Source organism: Rhizobium sp. GW821-FHT14E12, assembly GCF_058803745.1.
On sequence record NZ_JBXAPH010000001.1, the window covers coordinates 430,609 to 447,671 of the forward strand.

Annotated in this window: 10 protein-coding genes; 1 reads left to right on the top strand and 9 read right to left on the bottom strand. The window is 60.9% G+C overall.

Annotated features, from left to right (window positions below):
• Positions 1 to 59: 59 nt before the first annotated feature.
• Positions 60 to 428 carry an Hpt domain-containing protein gene (locus AC1RO0_RS02195; RefSeq protein ID WP_498591337.1) on the bottom strand — a complete coding sequence of 123 codons (369 nt, stop codon included), beginning with the start codon at positions 426 to 428 and terminating at the stop codon, positions 60 to 62.
• A 493-nt stretch (positions 429 to 921) separates the two neighbouring features.
• On the opposite strand from AC1RO0_RS02195, the gene AC1RO0_RS02200 reads away from it, so the two are divergent.
• Positions 922 to 7,482: an apolipoprotein A-IV repeat region-like domain-containing protein gene (locus tag AC1RO0_RS02200; protein WP_498591338.1), complete on the top strand. Its 6,561-nt coding sequence runs from the start codon at positions 922 to 924 to the stop codon at positions 7,480 to 7,482.
• Between the two features lie 105 nt (positions 7,483 to 7,587).
• On the opposite strand, the gene AC1RO0_RS02205 is transcribed toward AC1RO0_RS02200, so the two are convergent.
• The 8 genes from AC1RO0_RS02205 to AC1RO0_RS02240 all read right to left on the bottom strand — a co-directional run bounded on the left by AC1RO0_RS02205 (position 7,588) and on the right by AC1RO0_RS02240 (position 17,046).
• On the bottom strand, positions 7,588 to 8,139 hold the full coding sequence (locus tag AC1RO0_RS02205) for a GNAT family N-acetyltransferase (RefSeq protein ID WP_498591339.1): 552 nt from the start codon (positions 8,137 to 8,139) through the stop codon (positions 7,588 to 7,590).
• Positions 8,140 to 8,158: 19 nt separating this feature from the next.
• A complete protein-coding gene (locus AC1RO0_RS02210) occupies positions 8,159 to 9,040 on the bottom strand; it encodes an alpha/beta fold hydrolase (protein ID WP_498591340.1) in 882 nt (293 codons plus the stop codon).
• Positions 9,041 to 9,226: 186 nt separating this feature from the next.
• The gene (locus AC1RO0_RS02215) at positions 9,227 to 9,556 is read right to left on the bottom strand and encodes an RcnB family protein (RefSeq protein ID WP_498591341.1); all 330 of its coding nucleotides are present in this window, start codon (positions 9,554 to 9,556) and stop codon (positions 9,227 to 9,229) included.
• A 221-nt stretch (positions 9,557 to 9,777) separates the two neighbouring features.
• Positions 9,778 to 11,388 carry a glycoside hydrolase family 43 protein gene (locus AC1RO0_RS02220; RefSeq protein WP_498591342.1) on the bottom strand — a complete coding sequence of 537 codons (1,611 nt, stop codon included), beginning with the start codon at positions 11,386 to 11,388 and terminating at the stop codon, positions 9,778 to 9,780.
• Between the two features lie 105 nt (positions 11,389 to 11,493).
• The gene (gene mgrA / locus AC1RO0_RS02225) at positions 11,494 to 12,525 is read right to left on the bottom strand and encodes an L-glyceraldehyde 3-phosphate reductase (protein WP_498591343.1); all 1,032 of its coding nucleotides are present in this window, start codon (positions 12,523 to 12,525) and stop codon (positions 11,494 to 11,496) included.
• 70 nt (positions 12,526 to 12,595) lie between these two features.
• Complete coding sequence (locus tag AC1RO0_RS02230; protein ID WP_498591344.1) at positions 12,596 to 13,729, bottom strand: Gfo/Idh/MocA family protein; 1,134 nt, start codon at positions 13,727 to 13,729, stop codon at positions 12,596 to 12,598.
• An 11-nt stretch (positions 13,730 to 13,740) separates the two neighbouring features.
• Positions 13,741 to 14,502, bottom strand: a complete 762-nt coding sequence (locus tag AC1RO0_RS02235; RefSeq protein ID WP_498591345.1) for a sugar phosphate isomerase/epimerase family protein — start codon at positions 14,500 to 14,502, stop codon at positions 13,741 to 13,743.
• Between the two features lie 81 nt (positions 14,503 to 14,583).
• Positions 14,584 to 17,046 (bottom strand): beta-mannosidase, encoded by a 2,463-nt coding sequence (locus AC1RO0_RS02240; protein ID WP_498591346.1) that lies wholly within the window; start codon positions 17,044 to 17,046, stop codon positions 14,584 to 14,586.
• Between the last annotated feature and the right edge of the window lie 17 nt (positions 17,047 to 17,063).

Below are 17,063 nucleotides of genomic sequence, written 5' to 3' on the forward strand. Positions count from 1 at the left end.
ACGGCGGAAACCGTTTGGCGGCGCAATGACGAGAATCCTTGGTTTCCGGCCGTCTTAGCTCAACGCGACAGCTTGAGAATGAAATTCTCGGCCTCGATGACGCTGGCGGTCACCGTCGCCATGCAGGAGGCGTCACCGGCCTTGCTCTCCAGCGCACTGGCGGCATCGGCCACTTTAAAAGCGCCAACCGCGCTGGCGGCTCCCTTCAGCTTATGCGACGCGGCCCTTACTCGCTTGCTGTCGCCGCTGCTGATTTCCTGCAGACAGGACCGCGCCTGCCGGGCAAACATCTGGAGCACTTCCACTTCCAGCGCCTTGTCGCCCATCGTCTGCTTCGCCAGATGAACCAGGTCGATCGCCCGCTCCCGCGACGGCGCCGCGCCTCGCGAATTATCAGGGGCTTCAAACGCGATATTCAATGCTGCCATGTGCCAACTCTCCCGTCTTATATATCTATGACTTCTTAGGGATCTGCCGCATGCTTGCGGCCTGCTGATGGCCATCGAGTTAAATTTTGGCACATTCAGGGCGCAAATCTCGCGACATGGTTAATGCGCGTTAAACATGGCTGAATTATTAGATTTTCTACCGGTTCCACAGGCGAAAAATGTTAACAATGACTTAATGCCATCGTGAGCCGGCGGTGGAATTAATTGTCACGCCTAGGGGAATGTGTCACTACGATACTGTTAAATTGGGTTTCTGGCACACGCCTTTGCCCAAGGAGTGGATAGTGGTAATGTTTTCATACCATCCGTTTGATAAAGCGGTTATCCACCCTGAAATGTATTGGGAAATCCATCTCGACAGCAGTCGAAGACGGGTGACCCCGCGGGAGGCAGGGTTCGTCTTTTCCGGACGTGGCGGATTTTCCGGAAAAGACACGGCAGGCCCGATTGAGTTGTAACGAGGCGTAACCGTATGGCGAACAAAAAGTACATCGAGTCGATCGAGGACAAAGCCTTTCAGGCATTGGACGAAGCTTTACAGATCGATTTCAGTGAGGATAGCTTGGAGTCTCGCGGCGGATCAACGCCAGATGCCCCGGAGGCAATAGTGTCTGAGCCATCAAATCCGCCTGCAACACAGCCCCAGGACGATACGGCACGCAAGGCGTCCGCAGCGCGCAGCACGACCGCTGCCGCAGCATCGGCTCGCCCGGTCGAAGCGCCGAAGGGTCCGGTCTTTGCTCCGGCCAACGACGCCAACCGCGCCAGCCCGGCGAGCATCCTCAAAGCTCTCGACGGCGGCTCCCAAAGCAATGCCGTTCGCAACGCCACGATCGTATCGCTGTTCTGGATTATCGGCGGTGCCGGCCTCGCCTTCCTGCTTTACGGCGATCAGATCCGTAACATCCGCACGTTTGCCGATGTCGCCGCCCTTCCCGGCCTCATCGCCTGCCTCGTCGGCATCGTCGTTCCTGTCCTTCTCTTCTACGCCTTCGGCATGATGATTTCGCGCGCCCAGGACATGCGCAACGCCGCCCGCTCCATGGCTGAAGTCGCATTGCGCCTCGTCGAGCCCGAAACCGTCGCCTCCGAGCGCATCATGACCGTTGGTCAGGCCGTGCGCCGCGAAGTCTCGGCCATGAATGAAGGCATCGAGCGCACTATCGCCCGCGCCACCGAGCTTGAGACGCTGGTTCACACCGAAGTCAACGCGCTGGAGCGCAGCTACGCCGATAACGAGCTGCGCGTGCGCGGCCTCGTGCATGAACTCGGCTCGGAACGCGATGCGATCGTCAACCACGCCGAACGCATTCGTTCGTCGATCGTCGGCGTGCATGAGCAGATCCGCGAAGACCTGTCGCTGGCGACAGAGGAAATCGCCGTGCGCCTGTCGACCTCCGGCGAGGCTTTCGCCTCGATGATCGACACGCGCGCCGCCACGTTGATGGAGACATCCGATGCGGCCGTGGAAGCGCTCGGCACTCTGCTGTCCGCCAAGACCGACAGCCTGTTGCAGAACCTCAATGCGTCCGGCTTCGCGCTGAGCCAGGAATTCGACTCCCGCCTTGAATCTCTGTCCTCGACCCTTGCCGAACGCGGCAAGGAGCTGGTGGGGCAGTTCGAGACCCGTGCATCGACCCTCGATGCCAATACCGAAAAGCTCAACACCGCGCTCAACGAGCGTGCGCGTCAGCTCAACGAAACGCTGGTGGCCCGCACCCGTGAAATCAGCGAGAGCCTGACCGGCAGCGAGCGCTCGATCACCGGAACGCTGGATGCCGTTCTCTCCAAGCTGAACAGCAGCCTCGACGAAAAGGGGGCGAGCTTCCGCCAGAGCCTGCAGTCGACCGCCGACGATACCATCATGGATATCGATCTTCGCTCCGGCTTCTTTGAAGAGCGCTTCCAGTCGACGGTTGCACATCTCTCGACCACCTTCGATGAACGCGTCTCCGAATTCACCTCCGCCTTCGACAAGCGCGCCGGCTCGCTGGACAGCAAGCTGTCGGAGAGCCTGGCACGGATCAACGAGACGCTGAGCGGCGGCTCGGATGCCATTGACGGCATTCTGACCTCTAGCATCGAACGTCTCGGCTCGTCGCTGACCGACCAGTCCTTCGCGCTGGCAACGACGTTTGCGACAGGACAGGAAGTGCTGGAAAGCGCGATCGGCGACAGAGCTGGCGCCTTCACCTCCGCCGTGCAGGGCGTGGCACACGATGTCTCGACGGTCCTCAAGAGCGGCACGGACGAACTCACGGCAGCCTTTACCGGCCGTTCCAGCGAGCTCACCAGCACACTCGCGGCCCATTCCGGCGAATTCACCAAGGCTGTGGAAAGCGCCACCTCGGACATCTCGTCTGCTCTCAACAAAGGCACGAGCGAGCTGACCAATACCTTCCTCGGCCGCGCCAACGAGATCAACAACACGCTCTCTGCCCGCACCGGCGAAATCACCCAGGCGCTCGGTTCCGCGCATGAGCATATCGATGCCGTCATGGCGGAGCGCAGCAGTGCGCTGTTCGGCGCTCTCTCCGACCATCAGACGCGCTTCGAGCAATCTCTGGCAGACCGCTCGGCAGGCATCATCAATGCCGTCAGCGGCACGCATGAAAACCTGACCTCGGCCCTCGACGAGCGCACGTCGAAGCTGACGAGTTCGCTTACTGAGAGCCAGGTTCGTCTCGAAAACACGCTCGCCAGCCGCGCCGATACCTTTGCCAATACCGTCGCCGACACCCACAGCAAGCTCGCCGACACGCTGGACGACAAGGCCATGGCTCTTGCCATCGCCCTCTCTGACGGCCAGTCACGGATCGAAGACACGCTGAACAACCGTGCCGAGCTCCTGACCAGCACATTGGCCGATACGCACGCCAAGATCGCCGATACGCTTGACGACAAAGCCATGGCCCTTGCCATTGCACTCTCGGAAAGCCAGGCACGGCTGGACGAGACTGTCGCGGGCCATGCCGAAACGGTTGCCAATACGATGGACGGCAAAACCAAGGCCCTCGCCGCCGCGCTGACCCATGGCCAGTCGCGCCTCGAGGAAACGCTGGCTCATCGCGCCGAAGCGATCACCAACGCCTTCTCGGGCAACCACAACGCCGTTGCCGATACCCTGGATCAGAAGGCAGTCGCCTTGGCCGCCTCGCTGGCCGATACGCAGGCACGCCTGGAAAATTCGCTGTCCAGCCGCATGGATGCACTCGCCGACACCGTCGCCGGCACCCATGACAAGATCGTCAACAGCCTCGACGACAAGACGCTGGCGCTTGCCATCGCCCTGTCCGACAACCAGGCCCGCATCGAGGAAACGCTGGCAAACAGTGCAGAGGCGATCGCTCAATCGATCAACCATGGCCATGCCGCGCTGACCGATACGCTCGACGACAAGAGCATGGCCTTCGCCATCTCGCTCGCCGAGAACCAGAGCCGCTTCGAAAGCACGCTCGAAGCCCGGGCCAACGCCCTGCTCGACAGCGTTTCCGGCGCGGAATCCCGCGTCGCCGGTGCCTTCGGTGACAAGGCCGATGCCATTCGCACCGCCTATACCGAAAATCAGGAGCGCCTCGACCGCTCGCTCAGCGCCCACACCGACGCGCTCTCAGGCTTGCTTGGCAGCAGCAGCGACCGCATCGAAAGCGTCGTCGGCGGTTCGGCCGAACGGGTTGAAAAGGCGCTCGGCGCCGGCCTGTCGCAGATGGATGAGAACCTTGCTTCCGCCTATGAGCGCATGCGTTCCACCCTGGACGATCGCAGCAACGCCATCAGCGTGACGCTCCGCGATGCCCATGCCCAGATCGACAATACGCTGATGGAACAAGCGACTGCGATCGGAACTTCGATCGCCACCAGCGCCAGCATGCTGGAAATGTCGCTTGAAGATCGTGAAGCTTCGCTGCGCCAGACCATCGACGCCAGCGCCAAGACACTTGAAGAGCGCCTGCACAGCGGCGCCGGCGATATTGCCGGTCGCATCCAGCAGGCAGCCGGCGATATCGAGCGTTCGGCCGAGAGCTTCTCGACCAACCTCAACCAGTCGGTCGACGGCATGACCAGCCGCTTCGCCGAGACCGGCTCGCGGGTCGAAGCCAGCCTGTCCGCTCTCGAAAATCGCATCCATGAAGGCGTCGGCGGCGTTGCCGCCCAGGTCGATGCAGCCGGCAACCGGCTGTCCGACACGCTGGCCAGCGGCGCTGCCCGGATCGACAGCAGCGGCGGCGATGCAACGACCCGTCTCACCTCCGCGCTCGATGAGCGTCTGGCAACCTTGGCCGAGGCACTCGACAGCCGTACGACCCATCTGAACCAGGCACTCGAAAGCGGCAGTGCCCGCATCGAAGAGCGCCTCTCGACCATGGACCGCGCGCTGAACGTCGGCCTCGAAGCCGTCAACCGCACCATCGAAGGCAAGGCCACCAACCTCGCCACGACGCTGCGCACCGCCGTTGCCGATGCCGCTCAGGGCATGGACAGCGAAGCCACGCGCACGGCCGATCTGCTTGCCCGTACCGGCCAGCAATTCGCCGACGACCTCGGAAACCACAGCGACGCCTTTACCCGCGTCATGAGCGAGCGTTCGGAAGAGATCGTCGGCCGCGTCTCCGAAACGCATAATCGCCTGGCAAGCCAGGCCGCCGCCGTCGCCCAAACCTTCTCGGAAGCCGGCAACGCGATCGTCAACAAGGTCGCAGAAGCCGAGACACTCGTCGGTAATCAGGTCAACGCGATCTCACAGGCCCTGTCTTCGGCCGAACAATCACTGGACGCCCGTGGCTCTGCCATCCGCAACACACTTGCCGGCGGCAGCGAACAGATCGCCTCCACCATGGCGCAAGTCGAGCGCGCGCTCGACGAACGCAGCAATGCGATCCGCTCCAACCTGGAAGAGCGCGCCAACGAGATCAATGCGACGCTCGCCGATGTCGACAAGGCTCTGGAAGCCCGCGGCACCTCGATCCGCACGTCGCTCGACGAGCGCACCCGCGAGCTCAATTCCATGCTCGCCGGCCGCTCCACCGAACTGTCGCGCCTGATCGATGAAAAGGCCCGCCCGATCGTCGACCGCTACGCCGCAACCGGCCAGGAAGCAGCAGCGCTGATCTCGCAGGCCGCCCAGGAAAGCACCGACCGCCTGCGTGCGGAAAATGCAGCTCTGATCGACGCCATCGCGTCCCGCACCAACGACACGCTGGCAGCGATTTCGGCCCGCACCGAACATGCCGCCAATACCGTCAGCTCGCTGGAGAACAACCTGCTTGCCAGCGTCAACGGCATCATCGAACGGCTGGCGGACAACAACTCGACCATCGTCGGCATGCTGAACAACGCGACCCAGGAGTTCGCCGCTGTCGACGATCGCCTCAGCGCGACCTCCGCACAGTTTGCCGACTCCGCATCGAAGGCCGGCGAAATGGTCTCCGCTTCGACCCGTCTCCTCGAAGGCAAGGTCGACAAGCTCGCGGACGTCTCCGGCAAGACGCTGGCGCAGGTCGGCGGCATCATCGGCCGCTTCGACGAGCATTCCAAGGTGCTGACGCAGGCATCCCAGCTTCTGGGTGCCGCGCAGTCGAACCTCGTCTCGACGCTGGAAGAGCGCGAAACCGCGCTGCAGAACCTGTCCATTGGCCTGGTGCAGCGTTCGGAAGAGATCGAGAACACCATGCGCGCCCTCGGCAGCATGGTGGAGACCGCCTTCGACCGCGCCGAGCAGCGTTCCAACCAGGTCACCGGCAATCTGCGCCAGGGCGTGCAGTCGTCCTTCGCCGATATCGGCCGCGTTCTTTCCGAAGCGGAAAAGCGCGCCGAAGAAGCGGCAGAGACCATGCGCGGCACGCTGCAGAAGGCTGGCGAGGAAGCCAACCAGTCCATCGAGAGCACCTTCGCCAACGCCGAGCGTCGCTCGGGCGATCTGACGAACCGTCTTCGTGGTGGCCTCTCGGCTTCGATCGCCGATGTCGAGCAGATGCTCTCCGAAGCCGGCAAGTCTTCGGACGGTGCCGCTCAGCAGCTCCGCGAAACGCTGCGTGTCGCCGTTGACGACGCTGTCGGCCGCTTCTCCGGCGCAACCGATGAAATCCGCCGTTCGGCGGGCGACATTCGCCGGGAACTCGACCTCACGCGCAGCGAACTGAAGCGCGGTGCCTTCGACCTGCCGGAAGAAGCCAAGGAAAGTGCGGCCGCCATGCGCCGTGCAGTGGCCGAGCAGATCAAGGCCCTGCAGGACATCTCGCAGATCGTTGGTCGCTCGACGCAGCACCTCGAAATCTCCGAGCCGGCGGCTCGTACTCTCGCCGACGTACAGCCGGCACAACGTCCGCGTCCGGCAGTCCCTGCGCCCGCCGCCGCTGCTCCCGCTCCCCGGCCCCAGCAACCTGCACCACAGGCACCGGTTGCTCAGCAGGCAGTACAGCAGCCTGCCCCGCAACAGCCGGCTCCGCAGCCACAGCAGCCGCCAATCGAAGCTCTGGGCCTGCGCGGCACTATCGCCGAACGCCCGGCGGCTCCGCAGCCGCGTCAGGCCGAGGCGCCGGTTCCCGCTCGCCAGGAAACGGCTGGCGGCGGCTGGATCAGCGATCTCCTGCGCGGTGCCTCGCGCGATGAAGCTGCCGATCTGCAGCCGGCGCGTCAGGCGACACCCCGTACGCCAACGGAATCGACCCCCGCAGCGCGCAATCCACGCCATGTGGTGGAATCGCTCAACTCGCTCTCGGTCGACATCGCCCGCGCCATCGACCATGACGCCTCGGTCGATCTGTGGCGCCGTTATCAGCGCGGCGAACGAGACGTCTTCACCCGCCGCCTCTACACGCTGAAGGGCCAACAGACCTTTGACGAGATCAAGCGCAAGTACGACCGCGAACCGGAATTCCGCACCGCCGTCGACCGCTACATCGCCGATTTCGAAAAGCTCTTGGCAGACGTTGCCCGCACCGACCGCGACCGCACCGTCACCCAGTCCTACCTGACCTCCGACACCGGCAAGGTCTACACCATGCTGGCCCACGCGGCAGGCCGACTGAACTGATTGGTCAACACGATAAGCGAAACAGAAAATCCCCGGTCATTGCGCCGGGGATTTTTGATTCAGGCAGAAATGCTTGTTAGCGATGCCGAAAATTAATTCAAAATATCAGGGCTTTAGCGGCTCGAATTCATGCGCAAGCACTCCCATCATAATGTCATCGTACCAATACCCGTCAACGAACGCAGATTCTCGTTCGCGGCCCTCAGTAACGAAACCACATTTCTCGTAAGCTCTGATAGCTCTATGGTTGTAGGCTAGAACGCTAACACTGATTCGATGCAGCTGCATCGCACCGAAGGCATAACCCAACACAAGCTTGATAGCCTTGCTACCGTACCCACGACCGAGAAATACCGTATCGTAGATACCGATAGCCATGGAGGCCCTTCGATCCTGAAGATCAACACGATCAAGGCGGATCTCGCCTATCAGCGATCCCTCTGCTTCGATTATCCAGGCATGTGGATGCAGATCGAAGTTCCGAACCCATTTCTCGGCGGCATCCCTCGTAAACGGACGGACGTTATCTCGACTGACGCCAAACATTCTCGCAATATCGGCACTCGTTCCCAGAGCAAACCGCACATCGATGTCGGCTTCACAAGGCCGGCGAAGTTTGACGCCCGTTTCCTGAAGGTCCGGCATTGTGCTGATCATCCGCGAATACCTCTAAGATCTATAGGAGAGAAAGTACCGCCTCCGCAAAAGCGCCCGGTGCCTCCTGCGGCAGATTGTGGCCCACGCCTGCTATGATCCGACGCTCATAATGTGCGGAGAAGTGCGCCACATCGCGGTCGGCCGTTCGCGGCGGATCGACGCCGTCGTCGGCTCCCTGCAACACGATTGTCGGCACGGTGATATTGGGCTGTTTCGCCAGGCGCGCCTCGATCTCTGCGAAAGCCGGATCGCCGGCAATGCCGCCAAATCTATGACGGTAGGAATGGATGACGACATCGACGAAATCGGGATTGTCGAAGGCGGCGGCGCTGCGCTCATAGGTCTCGTCGTCAAACGCCCAGGTCGGAGACCATAGCCTCCAGATGAAGTGACAGAACTCGCGGCGGTTTGAGGCAAGCCCGGCTCTGCCGCGCTCCGAATGGAAGTAATATTGATACCAGTAGCGAGCCTCTTCCTCAGGGGAAACGGGCAGTCCTGCCTTGGCGATATTCTGGATATTGTAGCCGGTTCCGCAGCTTACCAGACCACGAACACGCTCCGGCCAGAGCGCGGCGACGATGCAAGCCGCCCTGCCGCCCCAATCATAACCGCCGAGAATGGCGCTCTCAATCGAGAGTGCATCCATCAATGCCAGCAAATCGGCCCCCAGCGCCGCCTGCTCGCCGGAACGCGGCGTCTCCGCCGAGAGGAAGCGTGTTAGACCGTAGCCACGAAGAGACGGAACGATGCAACGCAGCCCTTTGCCTGCCAGTTCCCGTACAACATCATGATAGGCATGGGCGTCGTAGGGAAAACCATGGAGCAGCAGGACGGGCAAGCCATCTTCCGGGCCGGTCTCCTCATAGGCGACGTCGAGCACACCGGCAGCGATCTTCTTCATTGCCGCTCCTTTCCTCCGGAATGGCCCGTTCAAGACGATATGCTCGACCATCCGACCATCGAAAACAAAGAAACCACCTGGAGCGATCTGCTGCAAGTGGCTTTGCGGCACGGCCAGACACCGATGCTGTTCAACGAAAGGCGACCCCAATCGAACCGCCTCTTGTACTTCCGATATCAGTCGCCCTCAGCGCGCGTTGACCACCTTGGAGATCAATCCGCTGGTCATGCCGACGAGCAGGAAGTTATTCTTGATGCGAACCCAATGATAGCCGCGCGGCGGAGCAGACAGACGGTGGCGGCGATAATCGACATTGGCGGCGCGGTGGCGGTCGGATGCCGACAAGCGACGACCGGTTACCCAGCCACCCTTGCGAACAACGACCTTCTTCTTGACCACGTCTTTCTTGACGACAACGACCTGCTTGTTCTCCGGCGCCGCGTTGGCCTCGGTGGTCATTGCCAACGGCATTGTCAGAACCGAGGCGGCGAGAAGGATGGAAAGGATTTTTCTCATTGGGACGTTTCCTCGATTCACGATCTGCAAAGGAAGCTTCTATCCCGCAAGAGATGAAGCGAACCTGACGATTCCATTACAGTTTTGTAATAAAATTAGATGCTTGTCGGGATTTACTTATAAAATGAGTGCGACAACTCATCAACAGTTTGCATCCGAAAGAAAGGCCGCCTTCCCTTACAGATAAGGGCGTACCGATAATCGATCAATGATCGCGAAAATCAAAGCTCGTCGTAATTGAACCAATCAAAATCGGCGGTCTTTGCCCGTCCCGACGTATCGAAGGCAAACATGCCGACGAAGGCGCCGGTGAAGGAACCATGCTCGCCGCGCCCACCCTCATCGGAGATGACGCCGGCATCGAGCACCGGACCAACCGCCTGCCACGCTCCCATGCCTTCCGCTTGCCAGAAGAACTGCAGATCGTTGTCGTAGACTTCCATGGCAAGCTGAATGCGCCCATCGGGAATGGCAACACCGCCACCGATCGGAAAGGTCAATCGGCCGTTCGGATAGTCGCCCGGGCAGGTCATGATGGTAACGCAGCGGCCGAGTTTCTCATGCAGCGTCACGGCGATCGCATGCAGCTTGTAGCGATTGTAGTAATGCGTCAGCCCCGCGACCTGTTGATAGGTATCGGGCTGAAACTCGACGACGGTTTCCGCACGGAAGCTGTGATGCTCCTGCCGGCGAGCGACCAGCGCCTGCTCGAACCAGGAGCCGATACTTTCGCGGGCAAACAGGCGCAGATGACCTGGCCGCTCCGTCAGACTGAAAATGCGCTCCGGCTGCGGCGTACGCAGCCATTGAAAATCCGCCGGCAGCTTGCCGCCATCAAAATTATAGCCGCTTCGGCGCGGTTTCTCGATAGGTACAGCACCATTCAAGCCAGCCACCTCGACATCGGGGACGGTGGTGCCATTTTCCAGATAGAGCCAGCCGTCTTCCTTCCAGACGCATTTCTGCAAGCTGGTCTCGCGCCCGAGCGTGCAGCGGCGATGCGGCGGCAATGGGCGGCTGGAGAGATGCGTATGGTAGAACTGCCCATCCGGGGTCTCGACATACTGGCCATGCCCCGCCCGCTGCAACACCGCGTCTGGACGATCCTTCGAGGTGATCAGATGCTTGTTCGGATGCAGCTCGTAGGGGCCATCGATATTGCGCGAACGCGCCATGGTGACGGCGTGGTCATAGCCCGTACCACCCTCGGCGGTCGTCAGATAATACCAGCCGCTGCGCTTGAAGAGATGCGGACCTTCGACCAAGCCGAGCTCGGTACCGGCAAAGATATTCTTGATCGGACCTTTCAGCGATTTCGTCACCGCATCCCACTCCTGCAACAGAATACCATCGAAAGCCGGCGTCTTCGGCGAGCCGCCATAGCTTTCCGTGCGCTGGTTCCATTGCATGTTGACGAACCATTTGCGCCCGTCCTCGTCATGGAAGAGCGACGGATCAAAGCCCGAGGAATTGACATAGGATGGTTCGGACCATTCGCCTTCGATCGTCGGCGACGTCACGATGTAATTATGCGCATCCTTGAAATTGCCGTCGTAGCGCTTGACGTCGGTATAGACCAGCCAGAACAGGCCATCGGCATAGGAAAGGCATGGCGCCCAGATGCCGCAGCTATCGGGCTCGCCGCGCATGTCGAGCTGCGAGGCCCGCTCCAGTGGCCGGCGCACCAGCGTCCAGTTCACCAGATCGCGCGAATGGTGGATCTGCACGCCCGGATACCATTCGAAGGTCGACGTGGCGATATAATAATCCTCGCCGACGCGGCAGATGGACGGATCGGGGTTGAAGCCCGGCAAGATCGGGTTGTGGATCATGGGACATCTCCTCCAGAGAACACACCACTATGCGCCGTTCGGACGGCAATAGGAAATCAAGACAAAAAAAACGCCCGGAACCAGGTTCCGGGCGTTTTCGATTGATCAGTCGCGCTCGGCCGACTTAGCCCAGAGATTGATATCGGCCTCGCGGGCGTAGACATCGATCTCCTTCAGTTCTTCCGCGGTGAATTCGAGATTGTCGAGCGCCTTGACGCAATCGACGATCTGCGACGAACGGCTGGCGCCGATCAGAGCGGAGGTGATACGGCCGCCGCGCAGAACCCAGGCGATCGCCATCTGCGCCAGCGTCTGGCCGCGCTTTTCGGCGATCTGGTTGAGCTTCTGAATATTCTCGAGGATCGACGGACGAATGAAGTCGCGCTTCAGGAAGTGGTTCTGAGCGGCGCGGCTGTCGCTGGGGATGCCACCGAGATATTTCGTCGTCAGCATGCCCTGGGCAAGCGGCGAGAAGACGATCGAACCGATGCCCAGATCTTCCAGCGTGTCGACCAGACCGTCATCCTCGACCCAGCGGTTGAGCATGGAATAGCTCGGCTGATGGATGAGGCAAGGCGTGCCAAGATCCTTCAGGATAGCCGCGGCCTCGCGCGTGCGCTGCGAGTTGTAGGAGGAGATACCGACATAGAGCGCCCTGCCCGAACGGACGATATGGTCGAGCGCCGCGCAGGTTTCTTCGAGAGGCGTATCCGGGTCGAAGCGATGAGAATAGAAGATATCGACATAGTCGAGCCCCATGCGCTTCAGGCTCTGGTCGCACGACGCGATCAGATATTTGCGGCTACCCCATTCGCCATAAGGACCCGGCCACATATCGTATCCGGCCTTGGACGAGATGATCAGTTCGTCGCGCAGACCGGCGAAGTCGGTGCGCAGGATTTCGCCGAAAGCGGTTTCGGCACTGCCGGGAGGCGGGCCGTAATTGTTGGCGAGGTCGAAATGGGTGATGCCGAGATCAAAAGCGGTACGGCACATGTCCACCTTGCGGTCATGCGGCGTGTCGCCACCGAAATTGTGCCAAAGCCCCAGCGAAACCGCCGGCAGCTTCAGGCCGGAGCGGCCTGTTCTGTTGTATTTCATTTTCGCATAGCGGTCAGATGCCGGTTGCCAAGCCATGATGCCAATTCCTTTGAGATAAAAAACGCGCGGGCTAACCCACCCGCGCGCAAACTAGCTTTTCCTGCGTCTACTTCAAGAGCGCCTGAGCTTCTTCGATGCCAAGTGCTGCCGGCTGCGTGCAGGTCGTGGTCAGGTCGATGAAGCGGTTTTCCGCACCCGATTTCAGGATCGAGGTCATGACATCGACGCCGTGCAGCGTGCGGTCGAGCGAGCAACGCGCATCGCGCCCGTCGATCAGCGATGCCGCCATGTCGGCGAGACCGGCCGTGCGATAGTTGGCGCGCGCGCCGCTCGGGCTTTCCTGGTTGGCGATGCCGAAGGGATGCGCCCAGTCGGCAAGCGGCTTGATATCCTTGTCGCGACCGCTGGCTTCGACCACACCGCCGAAGAAGTTCGGATCCGGCACATAGAGCGAGCCCTCGGTGCCGTAGAGCTCCATATTGGCATGACGGTTCGACCAGACATCCCAGCTCGCCGTCAGCGTCACCGTGGCGCCGCTGACGAATTCCAGCAGTGCCTGGATCGTCGTCGGTGTCTTCACCGGGATGGTCTCGCCGTTGCGCGGCTGGCTGGTGATGGTGCGGGTTTCCGACGCCATCGAGGTCATCGCGCCGACGCGCTTTACCGGACCAATAAGGTTGATGAGGTTGGCGACGTAGTAAGGGCCGAGGTCGAGGATCGGACCGCCGCCCGGAAGGAAGAAGAAGTCCGGGTTCGGATGCCACATTTCCATGCCCGGGCTCATGACGTGGCAAGTGCCCGACGTCACACGACCGATGCCGCCGTCATCGATGAACTTGCGGGCGAGCTGGTGTGCGCCGCCGAGGAAGGTATCGGGAGCGCAGCCGACGGCAAGCCCCTTCTCCTTGGCGATGCGACGCAGTTCCTCACCCTGTTCCAGGGTCAACACCAGAGGCTTTTCGGAATAGACGTGCTTTCCGGCCTCCAGGATGCGCTTGGAGATCGGGAAATGCGCGTCCGGGATCGTCAGGTTGACGATGACGTCGAGCTCGTCATTGGCGAGCAGTTCGTCCACCGTCTGTGCCTTGACCTGATATTCCTCGGCTCGCAGGCGCGCCGCATCCATGTTGATATCAGCGCAGGCGAGCACCTTCAGGCCCCTGAAGAGCGGAGAAAGCTTGAAGTAGGTCGTTGAAATATTGCCGCATCCGAGGATGCCGACGCCAAGTTCCTTAGCCATGGGATAGTGCCTCAGTAGGTCTTGAAGGATGCGATGGAGCGGGTGATCAGGCGATCGACATCGCTCGGATTGTCATGCTCGATGACGTAGTGCTTGGCCTTGGTGCCGGCGAGCACCTTCAGCAGCTTCTGCCACGGAACGGTGCCGTAGCCGAGGTCGGCCCAGCCATCTTCGTCCTTGTTTTCGCCGGCGGCCGCAATGTCCTTGACGTGAACCGACGTGATGCGCGAGCCAAGCTTTTCGATCCAGGCGAAGGGATCGCCGCCGCCACGGATGACCCAGGCGATATCGGCTTCCCAGGAGATATCCGGAGCGCCTTCGAAGATCTGCTCGATCGGCAGCGAGCCGTCGGCCTGCTTGACGAATTCGAAGTCGTGGTTATGCCAACCGAATTCGAAACCGGCGTCCTTGTAGGGCTTGCTCATCTCCTGCAGGCGCTTGCCGAAAGCGAGCCAGCCGGCCGCGTCTGTCGGGCGTTGATCGGCGGCCAGATGCGGGGCATAGATCGAATCCATGCCGAGGGTCTTGGCAATCGTCAGCGACTTCTGGACCTGACCGTCGAGGAAATCGGGGCTGAAATGGCCGCTCGCCATCACCAGGCCGTTCTTGTCGAGCTCAGCGCGCAGGCTCTTGAGGCCGGCCTCGTCGAGATCGGCATAGATACCGCCGAAACCTTCGACTTCCGCGTAGCCGGCCTTGCCGAGCTTTACGAAAATCTCGGAATAAGGCTGGAAGTTGCGGGCGCTATAAATCTGAAATCCAAGTTTCGTCATCGTCATGCTCTCCAATGGCCTCTCGGCCTTCTGTCATGGGCCAGCGGCCCTGAAATACCGCCGGATGGCGGCTGGATATCCTCAGTCCACCGATTGGCTGGACTGGAGGTCGTAAATGCGGAAGTCAGGAACCACACCGGCAAGCGGCTGTGTCGGCGTAAAGACGATACGGCGGCTTTCGCCAGCGGCAAGGTCGAAGGCGTTGTCGGAATAGCGCCCCTCAATCTCGCTTTCGATCATCACGAACAGCGCCAATCCCTTCGCGGTCACGGTGAGTTCGACCGTGCCGTTCTCTTCAGTCTCCTCCCTCAGGATCGCCAGGCCCGCCGGTTGAAGCTCCAGCGCCTTGTAGGTGCCGTGGACATAATGCCCCTCGCCGCCCATGCCATTCGACGCGGTGAAGTGCCATGCCAGCAGGCAATCGGCCGGCACCTGCGAGGCATCGATGGACAGTGCGGTAACAGCCGCATCCGGCGTGCAGACCGCATGTGCAGTCGTCAGCGGCACGCGCTCCCCATCGAGCTTGAGCAACGACACAGCGATATCGACGGTGACATCGACATTGGTGTCATTGACCAGTGACAAGCGGATAGTCTTGTTGTCCTCGGACGGGATGGCAGCGACAGAGACCGGTTGGAAGAAGCGGCGCACCAGATAGTGCATCACCTTCCAGCGCCCGCCGTAATCGAGGCTCGACCAGGAAGCGACCGGCCAGGTGTCGTTGAGCTGCCAGTAGATCGTGCCCATGCAATGCGGCTTCAGCGAGCGCCAATATTCCACCGCCGTCTTGATGGCCAGGCCCTGCTGCACCTGGCTCAGATAGACGAAGTTCGGGAAATCCTTCGGGAAGCGGAAATAGCGGAACATCGTGCCGGCGATGCGTTCATTGCCGCCGGCGTTCTTCTGGTGCAGCTCCATCACCGGAGAGGCGATATTCATGTCCTTGGCGTCCGCATAAGTCTTGATGACCGGCAGCGACGTGTAGGACTGGAAGCCGAATTCCGAGCAAAAGCGCGGGCGTACGGAGCGGTAATTGTCGAAGGACTTGTTCTCATGCCAGACCGACCAATAATGCATGTCGCCGGATCCGTCGGCATGCCAGGCATCGCCGAAGTTGAGATAGCCTGACGCCGGGCTCGACGGCCACCAGATCGCATCCGGTGCTGCCTTCTTCATCGCCTGCTCGATTGTTCGGTTCAGGCGGTCGTAGGAGACAAGATAGCGGTCGCGGTCGTTGCGGGATTCCTCGAACCAGGTGAGTGCGCCAACCAGCTCGTTGTCGCCACACCAGAGCGCGATCGACGGATGCGTCGCCAGCCGCCGGACCTGATAGCTAACTTCGTCAGCGACATTCTCGAGAAAATCGCCGGTCGAGGGGTAAAGGTTGCAGGCAAACATGAAGTCCTGCCAGACCATCAGGCCAAGCCGGTCGCAGATGTCGTAGAACCAGTCATGCTCGTAAAAGCCGCCGCCCCAGACGCGGATGATGTTCATGTTGGCGGCTGCCGCAGACTGCAACAGGTCTTCGGTCAAAGCCGGGCTGGAACGGGAAAACAGAGCGTCCGCCGGGATCCAGTTGGCACCGCGCGCGAAGATCTCGCGACCATTGACCTTGAGCGCGAAACGGCTCCCCGCCTCATCCTCGTCGGTGATGAGCTCGACGGTACGCAGACCGATCTGCCGCGTCACGGTTTCGGAATTGGTCTCGACGGAGAGCGCATAAAGTACCTGCTCGCCGCTGCCGGCCGGCCACCAGAGCTTCGGTTTGTCGATATGGAAGACATGGGTGATCAAGGTCTCGCCGGCATTGACGCCGATGTCGAGCCGCAGCCGCTCGTCATCGAGCGAGAAATAGACCTGGGCAACGCCGGTGCCTTTGGCAAACAGCGATGCGGTCACCTTGAGATCGACCGAGCCATCCGCATTGTGAAACTGCTGCGTGACGACATTCTCGATGCGGGCAATCTCAAGCTTCTTAAGCGCGATGGTGCCGTAGAGGCCCAACGGCGCGACGGCGATATTCCAGTCCCAGCCGAAATGGCATTGCGGCTTGCGCAGCATGTTGCCATTCGGAATCGGCGAATTGGCCGTGCTGTAAGGGATATAGAACGGCTGCTTCGCCTGCAGTTCCGCGCCCGCCTTAACGCTGGAATGCAGCACGATGCGGATCGTGTTCTCGCCGGCTTTCAGCGCCTTGGAAACGTCGGGTCGGTAGCGCTGGAAGCTGTTGTTGCCCTCAAGCACGAGCGCGTCATTGACATAAACGCTCGCCACCGTGTCGAGATAGTCGATATCCAGATACCAGTCACCGCTGGCATCATCGACATTGAAGCTGCGCGTGATCTGCCAGTCCTGATTGGCGACCCACTGCACCACCTCTTCATTCCGGCCGAAATAGGGATCGGGAATGAGGTTGGCAACATGAAGCGCGGTATGGACGTCGCCGGGAACCGGCATCGAGAGGGAATGATCGCTGTCGGGCGACGTCAACCGCCACGAACCAGCCAAATCGACATTGAAATCATCATTGAATGCGGACGACATCGGGTCTCCTCGGACCG